Source organism: Paenibacillus sp. GCM10023252 (assembly GCF_042653305.1).
Lineage (GTDB): Bacteria > Bacillota > Bacilli > Paenibacillales > Paenibacillaceae > Pristimantibacillus.
Window position 1 is genome coordinate 175877 of record NZ_JBHSHW010000003.1, and the last position, 21745, is coordinate 197621.

The 21745-nt window shown below is 56.1% G+C and carries 15 protein-coding genes and 1 pseudogene; 8 read left to right on the forward strand and 8 right to left on the reverse strand.

Annotated features, from left to right (window positions below; genetic code table 11):
* Positions 1–80: 80 nt before the first annotated feature.
* From ACFO9Q_RS03425 to uvsE, 3 genes are all read right to left on the reverse strand, one after another.
* Positions 81–449: a hypothetical protein gene (locus ACFO9Q_RS03425; RefSeq protein WP_379178697.1), complete on the reverse strand. Its 369-nt coding sequence runs from the start codon at positions 447–449 to the stop codon at positions 81–83.
* Between the two features lie 667 nt (positions 450–1116).
* Positions 1117–2547: an MFS transporter gene (locus ACFO9Q_RS03430; RefSeq protein ID WP_379178699.1), complete on the reverse strand. Its 1431-nt coding sequence runs from the start codon at positions 2545–2547 to the stop codon at positions 1117–1119.
* A gap of 130 nt (positions 2548–2677) precedes the next feature.
* Positions 2678–3625, reverse strand: coding sequence for a UV DNA damage repair endonuclease UvsE (gene uvsE / locus ACFO9Q_RS03435; protein WP_379178701.1), 948 nt, complete (start codon positions 3623–3625; stop codon positions 2678–2680).
* A 41-nt stretch (positions 3626–3666) separates the two neighbouring features.
* Between uvsE and ACFO9Q_RS03440 the strand changes: the two genes are divergently transcribed.
* Positions 3667–3840: a hypothetical protein gene (locus tag ACFO9Q_RS03440; RefSeq protein ID WP_379178704.1), complete on the forward strand. Its 174-nt coding sequence runs from the start codon at positions 3667–3669 to the stop codon at positions 3838–3840.
* Between the two features lie 91 nt (positions 3841–3931).
* Here the strand turns inward: ACFO9Q_RS03440 and ACFO9Q_RS03445 are convergent, their stop codons facing one another.
* Positions 3932–4942, reverse strand: a complete 1011-nt coding sequence (locus tag ACFO9Q_RS03445; RefSeq protein WP_379178706.1) for a LacI family DNA-binding transcriptional regulator — start codon at positions 4940–4942, stop codon at positions 3932–3934.
* Between the two features lie 252 nt (positions 4943–5194).
* Between ACFO9Q_RS03445 and ACFO9Q_RS03450 the strand changes: the two genes are divergently transcribed.
* From ACFO9Q_RS03450 to ACFO9Q_RS03465, 4 genes and pseudogenes are all read left to right on the forward strand, one after another.
* Positions 5195–7318, forward strand: a complete 2124-nt coding sequence (locus tag ACFO9Q_RS03450; RefSeq protein ID WP_379178708.1) for a glycogen debranching N-terminal domain-containing protein — start codon at positions 5195–5197, stop codon at positions 7316–7318.
* Between the two features lie 59 nt (positions 7319–7377).
* A complete protein-coding gene (locus ACFO9Q_RS03455) occupies positions 7378–8703 on the forward strand; it encodes an ABC transporter substrate-binding protein (protein WP_379178710.1) in 1326 nt (441 codons plus the stop codon).
* Positions 8704–8792: 89 nt separating this feature from the next.
* Positions 8793–9705, forward strand: a pseudogene (locus ACFO9Q_RS03460) (carbohydrate ABC transporter permease).
* Positions 9706–9718: 13 nt separating this feature from the next.
* The gene (locus tag ACFO9Q_RS03465; protein WP_379178713.1) at positions 9719–10549 is read left to right on the forward strand and encodes a carbohydrate ABC transporter permease; all 831 of its coding nucleotides are present in this window, start codon (positions 9719–9721) and stop codon (positions 10547–10549) included.
* 62 nt (positions 10550–10611) lie between these two features.
* Here the strand turns inward: ACFO9Q_RS03465 and ACFO9Q_RS03470 are convergent, their stop codons facing one another.
* Positions 10612–11361: a peptidylprolyl isomerase gene (locus ACFO9Q_RS03470; RefSeq protein ID WP_379178715.1), complete on the reverse strand. Its 750-nt coding sequence runs from the start codon at positions 11359–11361 to the stop codon at positions 10612–10614.
* 285 nt (positions 11362–11646) lie between these two features.
* Between ACFO9Q_RS03470 and ACFO9Q_RS03475 the strand changes: the two genes are divergently transcribed.
* Both ACFO9Q_RS03475 and ACFO9Q_RS03480 read left to right on the forward strand, forming a co-directional pair.
* Positions 11647–14874 carry an Ig-like domain-containing protein gene (locus ACFO9Q_RS03475; protein WP_379178717.1) on the forward strand — a complete coding sequence of 1076 codons (3228 nt, stop codon included), beginning with the start codon at positions 11647–11649 and terminating at the stop codon, positions 14872–14874.
* A 42-nt stretch (positions 14875–14916) separates the two neighbouring features.
* A complete protein-coding gene (locus ACFO9Q_RS03480; protein WP_379178720.1) occupies positions 14917–16851 on the forward strand; it encodes an Ig-like domain-containing protein in 1935 nt (644 codons plus the stop codon).
* Positions 16852–17209: 358 nt separating this feature from the next.
* On the opposite strand, the gene ACFO9Q_RS03485 is transcribed toward ACFO9Q_RS03480, so the two are convergent.
* Entirely contained in the window at positions 17210–19318 is a 2109-nt protein-coding gene (locus ACFO9Q_RS03485; RefSeq protein ID WP_379178722.1) for a molybdopterin-containing oxidoreductase family protein, read from the reverse strand.
* 177 nt (positions 19319–19495) lie between these two features.
* Here ACFO9Q_RS03485 and ACFO9Q_RS03490 point away from each other — a divergent pair, with 177 nt between their 5' ends.
* Positions 19496–19732: a DUF6953 family protein gene (locus tag ACFO9Q_RS03490; protein ID WP_379178724.1), complete on the forward strand. Its 237-nt coding sequence runs from the start codon at positions 19496–19498 to the stop codon at positions 19730–19732.
* A 51-nt stretch (positions 19733–19783) separates the two neighbouring features.
* On the opposite strand, the gene ACFO9Q_RS03495 is transcribed toward ACFO9Q_RS03490, so the two are convergent.
* Positions 19784–20254 (reverse strand): hypothetical protein, encoded by a 471-nt coding sequence (locus ACFO9Q_RS03495; protein WP_379178726.1) that lies wholly within the window; start codon positions 20252–20254, stop codon positions 19784–19786.
* Positions 20255–20705: 451 nt separating this feature from the next.
* Complete coding sequence (locus ACFO9Q_RS03500) at positions 20706–21698, reverse strand: 2,3-diaminopropionate biosynthesis protein SbnB (protein ID WP_379178728.1); 993 nt, start codon at positions 21696–21698, stop codon at positions 20706–20708.
* Between the last annotated feature and the right edge of the window lie 47 nt (positions 21699–21745).

A 21745-nucleotide genomic window follows, 5' to 3' on the forward strand; every position in this document is an offset into this window, starting at 1 on the left:
ATTAAGAAGAGAGACCACCCTAGGCTAGGGTGGTCTCTTATTCGTTGAAGGGAGCAGCGGCTGTTGTGCTGAAGGGAAGCCTAGTTGCTTTTAAGCAGGGTGAAGCGCCAAGAGTCGGTGCGACTTAGGAATCGCGACTGTCGTGAGGTATTAATAGCACTGACGAGGAGGAAGAGGCGTATCTCTTCACTCGACCGGTTGCGGAACAATACGCGGTTAGGCGACAGGTCGCCAATCCCTCCGCGTACTGTATAGGTGCTCGAAGTAGGCTGAATCTCAATTCGGAACGCGAAGTCCTCATTGTTGAGCAGGAAGTTCACGTTCTTGAGCGTTAGTACGCCTCCTGCCGGTACCGTCACTACGTTCTGCTGCAGCTGCAGCGTCCGGCGCCCCTTCACCTCTATGAACCGCTGCGCCCCTCCTATAATGCCGTTGAATTGTAACCTCATTAACCTTCACCCTCTCGTGGATAGCCTATACTCTATGCAAGTACTCTATCTTATGCAGGAAGGTGGGGCTTGGCTTACCCATTCTAGTAGACGAGTGTTGATAATACTAGGGCAGTGGGGCGGAAAGCCCTCTGCAGGATCGAGAGCAGGCAAGTTAGGAGCCATAGCATCACAATGTGATGCTGCAGCAGTAGGAGTGGGCTAGTTCAGAGCAATAGCATCACAATGTGATGCTGCAGCAGTAGGAGTGGGCTGGTTCGAAGCTATAGCATCAGAATGTGATGCTGCAGCACTCGGAGCGGGCTGGTTCGGAGCTATAGCATCAGAATGTGATGCTACAGGTCTCGGAGCGGGCTGGTTCGGAGCTATAGCATCACAATGTGATGCTGCAGGTCCCGCGGAGCGGGCTGGTTCGGAGCTATAGCATCAGAATGTGATGCTACAGGTCTCGGAGTAGGCTGGTTCGGAGCAATAGCATCACAATGTGATGCTGCAGAGCTCGGAGTAGGCTAGTTCGGAGCTATAGCATCACAATGTGATGCTGCAGAGCTCGGAGTGGGCTTGTTCGAAGCTATAGCATCACAATGTGATGCTGCAGAGCTCGGAGTAGGCTAGTTCGGAGCTATAGCATCACAATGTGATGCTGCAGGTCCCGCGGAGCCCGCCCTCAATCCTTAGCCGCCTCGAACTTGCCTCGGCCGAAGAAGAGGTGGAACAGGATGGCGACGACAGTGTACAGGACGACTGTAATCGAGAAGGCATACATATAGCCGTAATACGAGCCGTAGTGGGCAACGAGTCCGGTTGAGATCGGCGCCGCAAGGAACCATCCGAGGTGGAACACCGCTTCGCCGGAGCTTGCAGCTAGTCCACGGAGGGAGCGGTGGACGAGGTTCATCTTAACCGTATTGTAGAACGGGTTGCCCGCGTTCATGAGCGCCTGTCGGAACAAGTATCCGGTGCAGGCGAGCAGGAAGTTGTTCGTGACAGCCGTCAGCAGCAGGAACGGGATGGAGCTGAGCTGCAGCAGGACGACTGCCTTGGGCTCTCCCAGCCGCCGAACAATCATGGGACCGATGAGATACGCCGCTGCCGTAGCTCCTTGGCCGAGCGAGACGACGATGCCGATTGCCGTGTTCGACGCGTCGAAGCGGTCGGAGAAGTACAGATTGAGGTAAGGGACGACCATGCCTCCGCCGATGGATGACAACAGGCCGACCAGCACGAACAGCCCAATCACGTGAAAAGAAGCCCGCTCCTCCCGCCACAATACCCCCATCGGGATACGTTCGGGAGGTGAAGGCTTGGCGGACCTAACTTGCCCATCGGGCCTAGATGACCTTGCCGGGTCTGCTGATACAGCGTATCCTGCAGCCCCAGCAGTGTTGGTGCCCTTAGCAGACTCGGCGTCTCCGCCACTCCCAGTGGCTCCCATCCCGCCGGGCAGCTCCTGCCGTCGCCTGTCAACCGAGCTGCGGCTGCCCGCAATCGGCTGGAACTGGAACACCGGCACGAGGCCGGCGGCCGCGATGCCGATGCCGATGAGCAGCGTATAGCGGAGGCTCACAGCCTCGCTAAGCCCTGCTAGCACCTGGAGCAGATCGCTCAGCACGCCGCCCAGGGCATTGCCAATTACGTTGGCGACCATCACGAGCGCCATGTTCAGACTGAAGAGGTGAACGCGCTGATTCGGTGCAGCGTTCGCGGTCATGAACGGCAGGATCGTCGCGGATACGATCGCGAACGGCACGCCGAACAGGAAGGCAGAGGTGAGCAGCGCACCCTCTGACACGAGCAGTGACCTCGCCGTCAAGGCGCCGAGCACCAGCACCATCCCAATCGTAATCATCCGCTTCGAGCCGAAGCGGTCATTCAGTATTCCCGCGGGCACAAGAATAATAGCCGAGGCCAGCGTCGTCATGGCGATAATATCGCCGACTACGGTCTGGCTGAAGCCTAGTGCGCGTATGTACAGATTGTAGTCGAGGCCGAACATGCCCAGCCCCATATTCCACAAGAAGTTGAACCATAAGAATAAGTGAATATTGCGATTGTAGCCCGCAAGCTGCAGCTTCCATTCCTGAATTAAGTTCGCCATAGTAAGTAGATTCCTTCTGTCAGTAGATAGTCTTCGCCAGCGGCCTGCGCGGGCTCTCTACTTAGGGTACCTCATATTCGCTGGAACGGGTATGGTAATGATTTAACAGATCTGACAGTGCCCACTACCATTACCACTGCAGCACGCCGCCGTCCAGCCGCTTCACCCCGCGAATCTTGCCGAGCTGCTCCGCCAGTTGGAATACCGCCAGATCCTTCAGCTTCGCCTCCACCATCACATCCACCTGAGGCAAGCCGGCTTCCCGACACCCGCGCAGGAATGCCGTCAGCTGCTCGGGGTCAATGTAGTCATGATGGGCACGGAAGTCCTTCTCATCCCTTGGCGAGGAGACGTGAATCTTCACAGGGACCTCCCCCCAGGACTGCTGAATGAACGCAATCATCTCCAGCGGAGTGACGCTCGAAGGGTTGCACCAGTCATGATGCAGGTCGAGCATGAGCGGTCTTCCCAGCACTCGGCACACCTCGGCGGTCTCTTCCAGCGTGTAGGTCTTATCATCATTCTCAAAAGTAACCCGACGCCGCAAACTCTCCGGCAGCTTCACAAAATTCTCAATCAGCCGTTCCGTCGCCGCGGCCTTATCACCATACACGCCACCAACATGAATGTTGATGATAGCGTCGTCTCCCAGCCCCATGCCGTCAAGGATGGCGGCATGGTACTTCAAGTCTTGAATGGCAGCGGCCACGACCGCATCGCTTCCATTCAAGAGCGTGTACTGATTCGGATGCATGCTCAGCCGAATCCCGTGCTTGCGGGCGAAGTCGCCGAGCTCACGCAGCTCCTCGCCGTATTCGGCGGCCACGTCGATGCCGACGTCGGGATGCGTGGCCAGCGGGATGAGGGAGGAAGACAGCCGGTGGAGCCGAATGCCATGAGCGGCGTTATAGTAGAGAATGCGCCGGGTCGCCTGCAGATTGCCGCGGCCAACAGCAATGGCCCGCGCCATCGCCTCCTCCCTCGACCGCTGGGAGAACAGCTTGTAAGTGAAGGTTGAACTGGGCGTATTGCCCCAGATGCCGAGAGCAATCGAGACGAAGCCTAGACGGATGAGCATAGTAGAGTAAGCCTCCTAAGAGTTGCGCGAATGGGGACCAGGTGCAGACGACCCGAAGTGTCGCCGATTGGGCGGAGCAGACCGCCGACGCAGCACGGACTGGTGGCCAGCTGCCCGTCGAGCCGAAGCGGCCCAGACTGGGGCCCAGCCGCCAGACGAGCCGAAGCGGCACGGACTGCGGACCAGCCGCCAGACCGCCGAAGCGTCGCCAATGAGCCCACCTGCCCGACGAGCCGAAGCGTCGCCGATTAGCTGGCCTCTTTTATGAACATTACCCATTCCAGTGTGCCCCACCGCAATCCCTGGTTAAACCTTCGCCACGCTCTCCCGAATCATCAGCTCCGTAGGCAGCACGAGATGGTGCTCCACCTCGCGTCCCTCCAGCATATCGATCAGCACCTGTGCCGCATGATGACCCATCCCGTACTTGTCCTGATGAACCGTCGTCAAAGCCGGTGTGCAGTAGCCCGTCAGACCAATATTGTCGAAGCCGATGATGGAGATATCCTCAGGCACCCGCTTCCCCAGCCCCTTAACTCCCTTCATAGCACCGAGCGCCATCAAGTCACTGGCACAGAATAGGGCCGTCACCTCGGGATGAGTCTGCAGCAGCCTGCGAGCCGCATCTTCCCCTCCGCCTTCCGAGAAGGAGCCGTCCAGCACGATCGAGCTGTCGAAGGACAGTCCCGACTCCTTCAGAGCCTGCCGATATCCCTCCAGCCGAAGCAAGCTGACATCCGCTTGAGCATGTCCGTTGATGAGCCCGATGTGCCGATGGCCATGGTCGATCAGATGCTGCACGGCCAGGAAGGCGCCCTTCGTATTATCCGAGGTCACATAGCTGACGTTAGGGCCTTCAAGCGGAATATCGATTAGCACGCAAGGGATGCTTGACGACACAATCTCCTTCAAGTAGGGGTCATCGAGGCGGATGCCCATAATAATGACGCCGTCGACGCCGCGCTCCTCGCACAGCGTCTTGTACGACTTCATCTTCTGCTTCTGCGGGGTTGTGCTGAATAGCACCAGGTCGTAATCAAGCTCTCCCGCCCGGTCATTCATCCCGCACAGCACCTCGAACGCTATATTATCCTTGGAGCTGTCCCTCGTCACATTCGAGAGGAGCAGCCCGAGCGTCTTCGTCTTCTTGGATACCAGCGATCTTGCCGCCATATTCGGACTGTAGCCGAGCTGGTCTGCGATCGTTCTAATCTTAACCCGGGTCGTCTCGTTCACATCGCTGTACCCGTTCAAGGCGCGCGATACGGTCGTAACCGATACCTTCGCGGCTCTTGCTATATCCTTAATGGTTGTCACCTTCATAACCTCCGCCAGCAAGTGATGTTCCCATCCCTGTGAAAAAAATAAAACCAACCCTCGTCCATTTTAATTTGAGTCTTGTAAATGCTTACATCATGTTCTATAATCCAATTATAACGGATCCGAAGCGTTTTGGAAATCTCTGACCGACGGCTTGCCGCATTTTTTTTGCAGATCGTCCGAAACGTTTCGGAAACCTTTCCTGAAAATATGAAGTCAATGACAGCAAGAGAAGAAGGAGTACACAGCATGAACTACCGAGTCATTAAGGAGAATAACCTCTTCCTCACAACCGACAAGGACGGTGATATTCCTGCAGGGGACTCCACCGGACTTGGGCTGTACACTTCGGATACCCGGTTCCTGAGCACGCTGGACATTCGAATGAACGGCCGCAAGCTCCTGCTGCTATCCTCTTCGGGTGAAGAGAACTACATCTCGACCATCCGCTTAACCAATCCGCATATGGAGGAGGAGGGACAGCTTGTCCTATGGCGCGAGTCCATCGAGGTGGAGAGAACAAGATTCATCTACGAGGGCGGGCTCTATGAGAGCTTCCGGCTGACCAGCTTCGCTCCGAAGCCGATCTCCTTCGACTTCTCCGTCTATATTGATGCCGACTTCGCCGACATGTTCGTCGTGCGCGGCTACGTCCATGGGGAGCTCGGGAGCAAGACGGGGGATATGACGGATGGCCGCACAAGGACGATCTCTTACCTGGGTGCTGATGGGATCCAGCGGCAGACGAAGATTCAGTGGAGTAAGGAGCCGAGCCGGACGAGTGACAGCGGTGAGCAGCATTACGAGGTCACACTGGCCCATCAGGAGACGTGTGAGATCGCTTACTTCATAGCCCCTGTCATCGATGGAGCCGGTCCTGTGCCTTACGAGCCGGCAGAGGCAAGAGTGAGGCTGAGCCAGTCCTATGCGGAGTGGAAGGAGCAGTCGACGGAGGTTCACAGTGATGACCAGCTGTTCAATCAGCTGTACGAGCGCGGTCTGGGGGACCTCCGCGTGCTGCTCACGGATCTGGGCTATGGCCGGTTCCCGGTAGCCGGGCTTCCTTGGTTCGCGGTGCCATTCGGCCGTGACAGCTTAATTGCCGCCTTGCAGATGCTCTCGGCTAGCCCGTCCATTGCCAAGGGAACACTCCGAACGATGGCGGCCTTCCAAGGTCGGGAGGTGAATGAGTGGAGGGATGAGCAGCCTGGCAAAATCATGCACGAAATTCGGTACGGCGAGCTGGCCCGTACGAATCAGATCCCGTTCACTCCGTACTACGGGACAATTGATGCCACGCCGCTGTTCCTGCTGCTAGCGGCCGAGTACGTTCACTGGACGGGAGACTTCGCCCTGCTGCAGGAGCTGCTCCCCTCCCTCGAGGGTGCGATTGCTTGGGTGCAGGAGCATGGAGATCTCGACGGAGACTTCTTCGTGGAGTACGACCGGAAGTCCGAGAAGGGAATTGCCAATCAAGGGTGGAAGGACTCCGCGGATTCCATCGTTCATCGAAGCGGGGACTATGCTCAGGCTCCCATCGCTCTAGTAGAAGTGCAGGGCTATGTGTATCAAGCCTTCAAGAGACTAGCTCCGCTGCTATGCAGCTTAGGTCTAGTGGAGCTGGCTCAGCAGCTTGAGTACCATGCCGGCCAGTTGAAGGAACGCTTCGAACAGTCCTTCTGGATGGAGGAGGAGCAGTATTACGCCATTGCGCTGGATAAGGATAAGCGCCAGGTGGAATCAGTCACCTCCAACCCCGGCCATATCCTCATGTCGGGCCTTGCAGCTCCGGAGAGGGCCGAAGCGATTGCGAAGCGGCTGGTCGCACCTGACATGTTCAGCGGCTATGGCATCCGCACGATGAGCACCGAGGTCTCGGGCTATAATCCGATGAGCTATCATGACGGCAGTGTATGGCCGCATGACAATTCGCTCAGTGTCATCGGATTAGCTGGGGCGGGCTTCGGGCAGGAAGCTGTTACCGTCATGCAAGGGCTGATGAAGGCGGCGGCGAAGTTCGAATATGGCCGTCTGCCCGAGCTGTTCTGCGGCTACCCGGATGATCTGGACTATCCGGTTCCGTATCCCGTAGCCTGCTCGCCGCAAGCCTGGGCAGCGGGCACGCCGCTCACCTTCGTGCAAGCCTTGCTCGCTATACAGACCGACGGGATCGCGAAGCAGGTGCATCTGAAGCCGGCCCTGCTTCCGTCCATGAGCGAGCTAACGGTACAACGGCTGCAGCTGGGAAGCGGAAGCCTAACCCTGCATCTCACGCGCGGCGATGGCGGCGCTGTGAAGGTGACCGTCATGGCCAATACGACGGGCTATGAGCTCGTTATTGCAGGGCAGCTGGAAGAGACATCGCGGCAGTGAGGGATTAGAGGAAGTATTTTATACCATTAATAGAAGAGATACTCTGGGAGGTTAACACGATGAAGAAGAAGTCAGGTACACTCGCACTGTCCATTATGCTATCCATCTTCCTCTTGCTGTCCGCTTGCAGCGGCAATAACTCCGGCACGAACGGCAACGAGCCGGCGGATACAGGGACGAATGAGCCTGCAGCGACCACGGAGCCTGCCAAGGATAAGAATCCGGTAACGGTCACGCTGGCCGGCTGGGGATCCTCGCCCGAGGAGCAGGATCTGCTGAAGCAGACGCTTAGCGAGTTCGAAGCGGAGCATCCGAACGTGAAGGTGAATTACGAGGTCATTGCCGACCAATACATGGACGTCATCAAGACGAGGCTGATCGGCGGAGAGGGCCCAGACGTCTTCTACCTGGACGCCTTCGAGGCGCCGGGCCTGATCGAGAAGGGCGTGCTCGAGCCGCTGGACAGCTACGTGACGCCGGAATTCGACGTGGCGGACTTCGAGCAGCCGATGGTGGACGCGTTCAAGCAAGACGGGGTCAGCTACGGCTTCCCGAAGGACTTCTCAACGCTTGCAATGTTCTACAACAAGAAGCACTTCGAGGAAGCAGGCATTACTGCGCCTCCTGCCACTTGGGAAGAGCTGCAGGCAGCGGCCAAGAAGCTGACGAAGCAAGAGGGCGGCAAGACCATTCGCTATGGCTTCGGAGTCGCACCTGAGCTTGCCCGCCAGATGTTCATGGTGAAGGCATTCGGCGGTCAAGTGTCCGATGACAAGGGGCAGGCCACCTTCGCTTCACCCGAGGCGCTGCAAGGACTGCAGCTCGTCGTTGATATGCATAATGTAGACAAGTCTTCCGGCGAGCCGAAGGAAGCAGGAGCTGGCTGGGGCGGCGAGATGTTCGGCCAAGGCAAGGCGTCCATTGTGTTCGAGGGGAACTGGGCGATTCCATTCCTGGAGAGCAATTACAAGGACTTAGAGTACGGCACAGCTGAGCTGCCAACGGTTAATGGCAAGAAGGGCACGATGGCCTTCACCGTTGCTTATGTGATGAACAAGGAGTCGAAGAAGAAGGAAGCGGCTTGGGAGCTGATCTCCTACCTGACTGGCAAGGAAGGGATGAAGACCTGGACGAGCAAGGGGTTCGCGCTGCCTACCCGCAAGTCCGTCTCCGCAGAGCTTGGTTATGACAAGGATGAGCTGCGCAGCGCCATTGTCGCTGGCGGAGCCTATGCGACCCCATGGCAGGCAGGCTCTACGCTGCCTACCGTCATGAGCAACTTCAACAACCAGTTCGTCGACACCTTCCTCGGCAAGTCGAAGCTCGAGGATGCGATGAAGAAGGCCGAGGCGACGGCGAACAAGGAGATTGATGCAGCGAAGTAAGGGAAGGGGGAGGGGAGAGCGGCTTATGCTCTCCCTCTCCTTCCTTCCGTTCATCCGCTGCCAGACATCATTAGAGGAGGAGTTGCTCCATGAACCGAACGACTAAGGGAGCTGCTGTGCGGAGCAGGAGATGGAGGAACAATGTGACGGGGTATCTCTTCCTGCTGCCCACCTTGCTCGTCCTCGGCACCTTCTTGTTCCTGCCGGTCTTCTATTCTCTCTATCTATCCGGGCATAAGGTCAATCTGCTGGGCGAAGTCAGCTACAAGTGGATAGGTGCAGATAACTTCACGAGGATGGCCGTGGACGAGCGAGCTTGGATCGCGCTGAAGAATACCGCGGAGTTCGCCTTGTTCGTCGTCCCGCTGCAGACGGCGTTCGCCATTCTGCTTGCGGTGCTGCTGAATGCGAAGCTGAGGTTTAAGAATGTGTTTCGGATTGTTTTTTTCATCCCGACGGTTACGTCTTCCGCAGTTCTATCCCTCATCTTCATGTGGATCTACAATACGAACGGACTGCTGAACCGGCTGCTCGAGCTCGTCGGTCTGAACGGGTATAACTGGCTGGGGGATCCTGCTGTTGCGATGAAGGCGATCATGATGATGAATATCTGGTCGACGGCGCCGTTCTTCATGGTCGTGTTCCTCGCTGCGCTGCAGGATATTCCGGAGTCTCTGTATGAATCCGCGATGCTGGATGGAGCCGGCGCCTGGCGCAGATTCCTGAGCATTACGCTTTCCGATGATTAAGCCTGCGACGTTCTTCACTGTGGTGATGGGCATCATCGGGACGTTCCAGCTGTTCGACCAGTCCTATATCTTCTCAGCAGGCTCCGGCGGACCGAACAACTCGACCCTGACGGTGGCGCTGCTCATCTACCAATACGCGTTCAAGAACCTCGACTTCGGCTACGCCTCCGCGCTGGCTGTCGTGCTGGCTGCCGTCATTATGCTCGCTACGCTCATTCAGCGCAAGCTGTTCACCGAAGAGAAATTGAACTAGAGGAGAGGATCTCATGGTATTCCAGCAATCCAGATGGGGGAAGGCACTGCTGTACGTCCTGTTATTCGCCTACGGCTGCATAACGGTTGCGCCCTTCCTATGGGCCTTGTCCTCCTCGTTCAAGCCGCTAAGCGAGATTGTGTCGGGAGGCATTAACTTCATTCCGAAGACGTTCACGTTCCAGAATTATTACGATATCTTCGTGAAGGAGCCGCTCTTCCTTCGCTGGATGTACAACAGCGCCCTCATTGCCATCCTGTCGACGGCGGGCAATATTCTGTTCAACTCAATGGCCGGCTACGCGCTGGCACGCATTGACTTCGCGGGCAATAAGGTCATGTTCATTCTGATCTTGGCCGTGCAGATGATTCCGGGACAGCTCACCATCGTGCCGGCTTATCTCATTATGAAGCAGCTGGATCTGCTGAACACGTATGCGGCGCTGACCCTTCCGATGCTCGCCAATGCGACCTTCACCTTCATGATGAGGCAGTTCTTCCTCAGCTTCCCGAAGGAGCTGGAGGAGGCGTCGGAGATGGATGGCCTGAGCCGCTTCGGCGTCTTCTTCCGCATCGCGCTGCCGCTGGCCGTGCCGGCGCTGGCTGCGCAGACGATCTTCGTCTTCATGGGCGCGTGGAATGAGTTCCTGAAGCCGCTCATGTTCATGTCCGACAAGTCGATGTTCACGCTGACGCTCGGACTGAACACGTTCAAGGGCCAGTACATCAGCAACTGGAACTACATTATGGCGGCTTCCATGGTGTTCACCTTGCCGGCCTTAATGATTTATGCGTTTTTCAATCGATTTTTTATTAAGGGTATTACTTTTACAGGTGGTAAGTGAAGTGGAGAAAGGCCCCAAGGTCGTGGATGACCTTGGGGCCTTGCCTTGCTTAACGTGGTTGGCTACTTAACCTTCTCCGGCTCGGGATACTCGTCGCCTAGCGTGTCGACGGTGACCTTCTTCATTACCGGCGGTGTAAGAGGCTTGTCGCTCGCGTCACGCTCGAGATTCACGATCTCGTCCACGACCTCAATGCCTTCCGTCACCTTGCCGAAGGCGGCATATTCATTGTCCAGGCTTGGCGCATCCGCGGCCATAATGAAGAACTGCGAGCCCGCGGAGTTCGGGTCATTCGTACGAGCCATCGACAGCACGCCCATCGTATGCTTTAGGTTGTTCTCGAAGCCATTGCTTCCGAACTCCCCAGCGATACTGTAGTCCGGACCGCCGGCACCCGTGCCGTCCGGGTCTCCGCCTTGAATCATGAACCCAGGAATCACCCTGTGGAAAATAACGCCGTCATAAAACCCCTTCTTCACGAGCGAGATGAAGTTGTTCACCGTGTTCGGCGCTACCTTCGGGTACAGCTCCATCTTAATAATCTTGCCGCTGTCCATCTCGATCGTCACGACTGGCTTGTTGCCGGACGTGTCTACACCGCCGTCTGCTGCCGGTGCATCGGTTGCCGGCGTCTGCGTCGCAGGCGTATCCGTTGCCTTGCCGCCATTCCCACCGCCGCCGGATGTGTCGTTCGCCTTGTTGCTTCCGCCGCCGCAGCCTGCAATAAGCAGGATAACCGCAAGCATAAGGACCATCATCATAGTCGTGCCCTTACGGCTGCTTCTCCACTTACTCATCAAGTTTCCGTTCATCACCTAGTATCCCCCTTGTCCAATGTACACCCGTATAATAGCACATGGATGCAGGGGATATCTACCAAGCGTCTGTGAGCGAATAGACTAACCGCTTTGTAAAAGTAAGGCTTTTTACATGTATTTGGTGATATGGAACTAGAAGGGATTTAAGGGGGTGGGGTACCTATATCTGTAGCTCCATCTAATCAGGCAGTTATGCTCATACCTATCTCTAACCACCCGTGGTACATTATGAGCGATTTAATCATTTGCGGCGTTCCGTCGCACGGAGGAGAATGGTTCATGGCCTTATGGCGCAGTAGTAAGACCTGGTTGTCTCTCGTTCTAACCGCGAGCTTAATGCTCCTGGCAATGACGAATGTGCATGCGGAGACAGCTGCAAATACAGCACCTGCAGCAGAGCTTACCGAAGTCTATCAGACGGGCGGAGAGATTCTTGACTTCAATACGGAGAAGGCGTTAGTCTACGACGCTCAGACACAGAAGGTGCTAATCAAGCCGTTGTATAGCGGTACAGCTACGGAGATTGCGCGCAATGTTTACTTGAAGCCGGATAAGGCGACCTTGACCATGGAAGGGGCTATCTATCAACTGCCGGGAAGTAGTGACTCTGCGCTTAATACGCTGTATGAGTATCGCAACGGGAGCCTTGAGACGCTGAATGCATCGGACTGGAAGGTCAATGGACCTTACCTCGTCTATTATGACAGATCCTATCCGGCTTATACGAACGGCCTACGCTTACGTTATAACGGAGAGATTAAATCCATTGTTAACCCCGCGTATGGTCATCCGCTGACTGACTACGAAGTGCTGGATAACGGGACGGTCGTGTACGCTTATGACCATCAAATATACCGTTATCGTGATGGGCAGAATACGGTGCTGACCAATACCCCAGAGAATGTGAGTCCATATTCGAGCAGTACCATGGATGTGGAGTCTGTCGACGGCAGCACGATTCTGTACACCCATTACGATTACTACCCTGACCAATCGATTAAGCTGTACACGGATGGACAAGGCTCGGCAACTGTTGCTGGACCATGGTCACATGGTCTTTTTGAACACTGGCACTATAGACCTGAAATAGCCTACGAAGGCAGCTGGATGGCTTATCCGAAGCTCATTCAGGAGGGACAAGAAACGCTGTGGATTCGTTCTGCAGATGGGGCAGAGATACAGATTGGCAGCGGGGTATCGGGCTATTATCTGCAGACCTTATCTCCAGAAGGCGAGGTCGTATACAGTCGCACGGAGGCTGGTACAACCCGGTATTACCTGAATCGAGCAGACAGCGTGACTGGCACACGTACAGATGTAGAAGTACCATCTGGCACGTCCAAGTGGCTGGATGGCGCTTGGTGGTTCGGGACAGCCTCGGCCATCTACAAGCTGTCTGAAGATGAGCCTGAGCGAGTGATTGAATCCCTAACGGCGGCGCCTTCCGCAGTAGATATAACCGTTGGAGGAGTGCAAGCGCTTGAGATTACAGCTAATTATGAGGGTGATCTGTCGAGAAGCGTGACAGATGTCAGCACGTACGCTTCATCCAATCCTTCTGTGGCAACCGTGACTCCAGACGGATCTATTAGGGCTATTGCTGCCGGAACAGCGGTCATTACCGCTTCCTATGGTGGCAAGCAGGCCGAGGTGCAGGTTACCGTGGCGGATGCAGCGGACCCTGGTGCATTGCCTGCAGCCCCGCTTACCGAAGTCTATCAGACGAGCCATGAGATTCTTGACTTCGATGGGGAGAGAGCATTAGTCTACGACGCTCAGACACAGAAGGTGCTCATCGAGCCGCTGAGCGGCGGTGCAGCTACGGAGATTGCTGCCAATGTTACCGTGAAGCCGTGGAAGGCGACCCTGACCATGGAAGGGGCCATCTATCAGCTGAGTCCGGCTAATGAAAGGCTGTATGAGTATCGCAATGGGACTCTGGAGACGCTGATCGCATCGGAGTGGAAGGTCAACGGACCTTACCTCGTCTATTATGACAGATCCGGCAAAAATGGTGGTGATGTAATTATAGGTACGAATGGTCTGCGCTTGCGCTATAACGGAGAGGTTCAGGTCATTGTTAACAGCCAGAACATAAATCATCCGATTGCTGACTTTGAAGTGCTGGATAACGGGACGGTCGTGTACGCTTATGACCATCAGGTATACCGTTACCGCGATGGGCAGAATACGAAGCTGACCAATAACCCTTCAGATTTTCCTATAGTTGAGGCAAGTACCATTAATGTCGAGTCTGTTGACGGCAGCAAGATTCTGTACACCAGCTACGACGACCCTGACGAGAATGCGATTATGCTGCACACAGATGGACAAGGATCAATAGCTATTTCTGGACCATTTCCATACGCTGGTTTTGATTCAAACATTGCCTATGAAGGCAGCTGGATGGCTTATCCGAAGAGAGATGAGGAGGGACAAGATACGCTGTGGCTTCGTGCTGCAGATGGGACAGAGACGAAGATTGGCAGCTGGGTATCGGGCTATAATGTGCAGACCCTATCTCCAGAAGGTGAGGTCGTGTACAGTCTTACGGAGGGGGATAACACGCAATATTACCTACTTAATAGAGTAGATAACGTGACTGGCACACGCACAGATGTGAGAGCTCCGTCTGGTACGTCCAGGTGGCTGGATGGCGCTTGGTGGTTCGGGACAGCCTCGGCCATCTACAAGCTGTCCGAAGGGGAGCCGGAGCCCGTTCTTGAATCCCTAACGGCTGCGCCTTCTGTACTAGATCTGACAGTTGGCGATGAGCAAGCGCTTGAGATTACAGCTAATTATGCGGGTGATCTGTCGAGAGGCGTGACAGCTGACAGCACGTTCGTCTCGTCCAAGCCTTCTGTGGCAACCGTGACTTCTGACGGATCTATAACAGCTGTCGCTGCAGGAACGGCAGTCATAACCGCTTCATTCGGAGGCCAGCAGGCCGAGGTGCAGGTTACGGTGGCGAATGCCCCTGCTACGCTGGAGCTGCTGTATTTTGGACCGGGTGATCTGTCCGTACCGGTTGGGGTGACGAAGACCTTCAAGCTGTATGCGGAATACAGCGACGGGACGGAGAGAGAAGTGACAGCCGAAGCAGAGCTTAGCTCATCGAAGCCTGCTGTGGCTGCCTTAACAGCTTCAGGTGACGGTGTGACCGGGATTGCGACAGGCTCGGCAACCATCCAAGCCGCCTTCGAGGGAGCAGCCGCTGTGCTTACGGTGAATGTCGCTCCTCCCAGTGGATATGTCGAGGAGCTGTACACGCTGGGAGACAAGTGGAAGATGTCTGAAGGCGAGGCTCGCGACATGCTCGTCTACGCGGACTACAGCGATGGAAGCTGGGAGAATGTAACGGACACAGCGACGTATACTTCCTCTAATTCGGCCGTAGCTACGGTTAATGCAGATGGTAGAGTAACGGCGGTGTCTCCTGGCACAGCTCACGTCATGATTATATTCGGAAGTGTAGTGAAGATGGTTAAGATCAAGGTGCTTAATTAACTCAAGTATGCGGCGTTCTGTCGCACAGGAGGAGAATGGTTCATGGCCTTATGGCGCAGTGGTAAGACCTGGTTGTCTCTCGCTCTAACCGCGAGCTTGATGTTGCCGGCAATGACAAGCATACAAGCCGAAGCAGGTGCAGTGCCTGCAGCCCCGCTTACCGAAGTCTATCAGACGGGCGGTGAGATTCTTGACTTTAATACTGAGAAGGCGGTAATCTACGACGCTCAGACACAGAAGGTGCTCATCGAGCCGCTGAGCGGGGGTGCAGCTACGGAGATTGCTGCCAACATCACTGTGAAGCCGGACAAGGCGGCTCTCACAACAGAAGGGGCTATTTTTCACCTACCGGGGGTGACCGATTCTTCGCAAGAGTATCGCAATGGGACACTTGAGACGCTTAAGGCTTACAGCTGGAAGGTGAATGGACCCTATCTCGTGTACTATGACAGCTCCGGTACGAACGGGTCTATGGATGGATACGGGACGAACGGGCTGCGCTTGCGTGATAACGGAGAGGTTCAGTCTATTGTCAATCCTCGCAACCGCTATTGGCCGCTTGGCGACTATGAAGTGCTGGACAACGGGACAGTCGTGTTCTCTTATGCCAGTCAGCTGTTCCGTTACCGTGACGGGCAGAATACGGAGCTGACACCGTCCCCTGACCAATCGGACCTGTACGATCAGGATCTCTCTAACGTGGAGTCTGTCGATGGCAGCTCGGTGCTGTACACCAGCTACAACAGCCCTAGTCCAGCGGTCAAGCTGTACACCGACGGTCAAGGAGCAACCGCATTGGCAGGGCCTTACGAAGACATCGTCGAGCGGTACCGTAACACTCTGAAAAACCTCAATCTTGCCTATGAAGGCAGCTGGATGGCTTATCCGAAGATAGATGAGGAGGGACAAGCGACGCTGTGGCTTCGTTCTGCTGAGGGTGCGGAGACGAAGATCGGCAGCGGCGTATCGGGCTATAAGGTACAAGCCCTATCTCCAGAAGGCGAGGTCGTGTACAGTCTTACTGACGAGGCAGGTACCACCCGGTATTACTTGAGTAGAGCGGACAGTGTAACTGGCACACGTACAGAGGTGGAAGTACCAGCTGGCGCGGCCAAGTGGCTGGATGGCGCTTGGTGGTTCAGTACAGCTGCGTCGATCTACAAGCTGTCTGAAGGGGAGCCGGAGCCCGTGCTCGAATCCGTAACGGCTGCGCCATCCGTTGTCAGCTTGTCTGTTGGAGGTGAGCAAGCCCTTGCGATTACGGCTAATTACGAGGGTGGCCAGTCGAAGGCTGTAACGGCGGACAGCACGTACGTCTCATCCGATCCTGCGATCGCAGCGGTGACGGCAGCTGGATTGGTGAAGGGTGTGGCTGCCGGAACAGCGGTTATTACCGCTTCCTATGGCGGCAAGGAGGCAGAGGTACAGGTTACGGTGACGAATGCAACTTCTGCGGTGGAACTGTTGTATTTTGTACCTGGTGAGCTGTCTGTGCCGGTTGGGGTGACGAAGTCCTTCAAGCTATATGCGGAATACAGCGACGGGTCGGAGAGAGAAGTGACAGCAGAAGCAGAGCTTCGCTCATCGAAGCCAGCTGTGGCTGCCTTAACGGCTTCAGGTGACGGAGTGACCGGGATTGCAACAGGCTCGGCAACCATTCAAGCCGTCTTCGAGGGAGCTGCCGCTGTGTTGACCGTGAATGTTGCTCCTGCCGGCGGATATGTCGAGAAGCTGTACACACTCGGCAACAAGTGGAAGCTGTCTGAAGGCGAGTCTCGCGACCTGCTCGTCTATGCGGACTACAGCGATGATAGCTGGGAGGATGTAACAGATGGAGCTACGTATACTTCTTCGAATTCGGCTGTAGCAGCAGTTGATGCAGATGGCAGAGTAACGGCGGTATCTCCTGGTGTGGCTTACGTCACGATTACGTTCGAGACGGTAGTTAAGGTGGTTAAGATCAAGGTGCTGAACTAATCCGATTAGAGAAAACCAAACAAGCTGGTCTCCATCTGGGGGCCAGCTTGCTTGTTGTTATCAGGTGAGCTGCGTTGGCTCAGACACACTCCTACACTTAACGCGGATCATGCTCGTTAACTCTCCAGACTCCCAACTCTGGGCTGAGTTAACACGGAATCTCCATGTTAACGCCGTCCCAGATGCCCGAACAAGTCGGTTTGTCGGTACTTAACACGGATTATCCTCGTTAACTCCGTCGGTTACTCCTATGTAAGCAGGCTTAACACAGATAATCCGTGTTAACGGACGATTCAGCCATACAACAAGAGGGCCTGTCCACATCCATGGACAGGCCCTAACAGATTAATTAACCCCGCTAACCCTCTACCTTGCGAAGCGCAACGCGCGCGGAGAAGAAGGTGGCGCCGCCGCCCATGTCGGACAGCTTCTGAGAGGTGAGCGCATTGACGGATTGCATTCCGTCATTGCCATTCTCCCACCACAGTCCCTGGCTGACGAGCACGCCAGGGAGGACATGATCCGCGGCGCGGACCGCCATCTCCACCTCGCCGCGCGCATTGTAGACGCGGACGCGGTCGCCGGTCTCGAGACCGAGGGCTGCCGCATCGACGGTGTGCATGTCGAGGAGGGGTTGTTTCTCGATTTTTTTGAGCCGGTCAATGTTGCCGAAGGTGGAGTTGATGAAGCTGTGATTCGGTCCTGTGATGAGGGTGAAGGGCAGGCCGCCGATGACGGATAAGCCCGCCTCTGCTTCCTCGTCCTGGATCGGCACGTACTCCGGCACCGGTGACAGACCAGCCTCCTGCATCGCAGGGGAATGAAGCTCAATCTTGCCTGACGGGGTCGGAATATGATACGGGAACGCCGAGCCGTCCACCTTCAGCTTCACCCAGCCCTCCTCCAGCAGCCGCTCGAACGTGACACCCTCCAGATAAGGATTGTCCGTGTCCAGCCCCTCGCGAATCATCTGCTCCTCCGTAATGCCGAACACCTCTGGCTCGAAGCCCATCCGCAGCCCCAGCTCCTTGAACAAGGTGAAGTTGGACTTGCACTCGCCCATCGGCTCAAGCACCGGCACATGCAGCTGCATATAGAGATGCCAATACGAGCTGAACAGGTCCATATTCTCCAGATGGCTCGTGGCAGGCAGGACAAGATCGGCATAGCGGCATGTATCGGTTAGGAAAAGGTCATGAACAACTGTATACAAGTCGTCCCTCATAAACCCTTCGCGAACCTTGTTCTGATCCGGAGCCACAATGGCCGGATTGCTGTTGTAGACGAATATCAGCTTCACCGGTGACTGCTCGTCCAGCAAGGCATCACCCAGTTGATTCATATTCACAGTACGAACATCTGGATCAGGCAGCAGGTCCGGCCGTTCGAGCTTCAGCGTATTCAAGCTGCTGTACCAGCCGTTGCCCTTCATCGCGCCGCCGCCGCGAACGCCCCACTGACCGGTGAGAGCAGGCAAGCAAGCAATCGCGCGAATGGTCATGCCGCCATTATCATGGTGCTGCAAGCCGTTGCCAATGCGAATATAAGAAGGCGTGGTAGAGCCGTAGAGGCGGGCTAGCTCGATAATGTCAGCTGCAGGTACACCCGTAATGTCAGACACCCGCTCGGGGTTGTACTGCTCGGCCTCGGCGAGGAGCTCCTCGTAGCCTTGGGTGTACTGGGCAACGAATTCATGATGAATGAGGTCTTCCTTCATTAATACATGCATCAGCCCAAGCGCAAGCGCGCCATCCGTGCCTGGCCGTACCGCGATGAATTGATCGGCCCAGGTCGAGGTCCGGTTGCGGTGGACATCGATATGGATAATCTTCGCCCCGCGCTTGCGAGCTTCATTCGCGTACATCACCTGGTGCATGTTCGTGGAGATGAGATTGCAGCCCCAGGCAATAATGAGCTTGGAGTGAATGGTGTCCTCGGGATCGATACCGGCGCCGGCACCCATCGTGTAGGTGTAGCCCGCTGCGCCAGCTGCATTGCAGATAGCACGATCAAGCTTGGTTGCGCCGAGACGATGCCAGAATCGGCGATCCATTCCCTCGGCGTTCAGTATGCCCATGTTGCCGTAGAAGGAATAGGGGAGAATTGCTTGTGCACCATGCGACTGGGTGGTGCTGTGCAAGCGGTGGGTAATCTCCTCGTACGCTTCCTCCCACGAGATTCGCTCGAACGAGGCAAAGGGATTATCGGGTGAATCTGAACCCTTGGGACGTATTCTTCGCATCGGGTAGAGAAGACGGTCCTTATGATAGATGCGGTCTGGGAGGTTGCGCACCTTGTTGCAGATGGCCCCCTTCGTGACAGGATGCTCGGGATTGCCGTCGATGCGGACGACTCGTCCATCCTCCAGATCGACATGCAGGCTGCAAGTATCTGGGCAGTCGAAGGGACAGACGGAGCGAAGGGTTGTTTTCACCGGGGTAGGGGCAGTAGTTGTATGAGTGTTCATCTATGTGGTCACGCTCCCTCTTCATAATGGGATTAGAGATAGACTAAGCTTAACGGCTAGGTAGGGAATATTCAACCTTATCCGTAATTAGCCAATTGGACATTATGTAAGGATCATGGTAAGACAGAGAGTAGCAATTAGTGGTCACAATTCAATAGTTGGGAAGTGGACAGAGGAATGGGTGTTAGTGCGAACGAAGTGGCGGAGTGGATGGTAGACAAGATCAGGAATGACGGCATTCTGTATCAGACGGATGCAGTGGCCTATATACGGGAGCACTTCGGGGAAACGTTCCTCTATGTGAACGAGAATGGCAACGAATCGATTGGCAAGGAGGTCAAGAAGATCTTCCGCAAGCTTCACGGAGGCCGCGCCGCTTGGGAGCGGGACGGATTCTTTTGGGGCTGGAGCTAGGATAGCGTTGGAGGGGGGGAGGGTGGTGTCGGATGCAGAAGGGTAATCTTCCTATGGCTTGGACCGGAACGGCTCGCCGAGCGCAATAGCGCCAGAATCTGGCGCTGCAGGCAAGCGGAGCGGCTCGCCGAGCGCAATAGCGCCAGAATCTGGCGCTGCAGGCGCGCGGAGCGGCTCGCCGAGCGCAATAGCGCCAGAATCTGGCGCTGCAGGCACGCGGAGCGGCCCGCCGGGCGCAATAGCGCCAGAATCTGGCGCTGCAGGCGCGCGGAGCGGCTCGCCGGGCGCAATAGCGCCAGAATCTGGCGCTGCAGGCACGCGGAGCGGCCCCCCGGGCGCAATAGCGCCAGAATCTGGCGCTGCAGGCGCGCGGAGCGGCCCGCCAGGCGCAATAGCGCCAGAATCTGGCGCTGCAGGCACGCGAAGTGGCCCGCCAGGTGCAATAGCGCCAGAATCTGGCGCTGCAGGCACGTGGAGAGGCTCGCCGGGTGCAATAGCGCCAGAATCTGGCGTTGCAGGCACGTGGAGAGGCTCGCCGAGTGCAATAGCGCCAGAATGTGATGCTGCGGCGATCTGGAGAGGTTAGTTTTGGTCTATAGCATCACAATGTGATGCTGCAGCGTTCTGGGGAGATTAGTTTTGGGCTATAGCATCACAATGTGATGCTGCAGCGATCTGGAGAGGTTAGTTTTGGGCTATAGCATCACAATGTGATGCTGCAGCGATCTGGAGAGGTTAGTTTTGCGCTATAGCATCACAATGTGATGCTGCAGCGATCTGAGTAGGTTGGTTTTGGACTATAGCATCACAATGTGATGCTGCAGCCGTCCGGAGCCGCCAGCCCGGAGCTATAGCATCACAATGTGGTGGTGAAGAGTTGAGCGAGGCTAGTTAGGGATTAAGAAAGTGACATAGAGGCGGGAATTTCCGCCTCTACTGTCCTTGGTCTGACCGGCCTAATGGGCCGGCTCAACTATAAGTTCAGGCCGATGCCCTGCTGGCGAGCGGCCCCGGTATAAAAGCGGGCGATGGCGATGTCGAAGGACGCCATGCCCATCGGGCAGAAGAGCACAGGGTCGCTCTCATCCCAAGCGGCCAGTGCTTCGCGGCACACGACATCGGCCAGAGACCGAGTGTCCGATTGAACGAGTCCGCGCTGGAGATGGAGCTGCTCGATGTCCGTGCCCTCACGGCACACCTCGGTCCAGTCATCGACGACGATAGCTCGCAAGCCATCTAGCGCTGCAACCTCATAATCGCGCAGCGATACATGGAGGAGCATGCTGCCTGCTGCGGGAGGTCTGTTGATGTAGCGTTCGCTCGAGACGGTGCAGGTGATAACTACATTGCTCGACGCATACACTTGCTGCCAGCTCCCAGCCATAATGGCAGGAGTGCCGCTTAAGGAGGCAGTGTGCTTATCTAGCTCCACCCCGCGAACATCATACAGACTAATCTGCTCCATCTGGTCGCCATACAACTGCTGGCACATCTCATGATGCAGCCGGCCAACCGGGCCGTAGCCGATAATACCAAGGCGAAGCGGTGAAGCTCCCCCGCGCGCCTTCAAGTAATGCCTCAGCATCAGCCCGCTTACAGCCGCTGTTCGTATGGCGCTCGGCAGAGTTGCGTTCAGGATGGCCTCCGGCTTCCCTGTAGCCGGGTTATTCAGCACCGTTACACTATGCGCTCTAGGCAGGCCAATCTCCAGATTCCCAGGGAAGCTGGCAATCCACTTCAGCCCAGCCGCCGCATCGCTCCCACCAATATAGGCTGGCATAGCAATGATACGGTTCCTAGGCTCGCCATAGCGCAGGTATGGCTTGAGCGGTTGATGATAGTCACCTCTGTCCATTGTTCGAACGGTCTGTTCAATGACATCAACCAGCTGCCCCCAGTCCATCCCTATGTTCCGAATATCCTCATCGGTTAAGTACAACAAGTGCAGTCCCACCTTCACCTTCACTAGCGCATAGCGCCATCCCCATACAGTCGTCCATTACCGAGCGCATA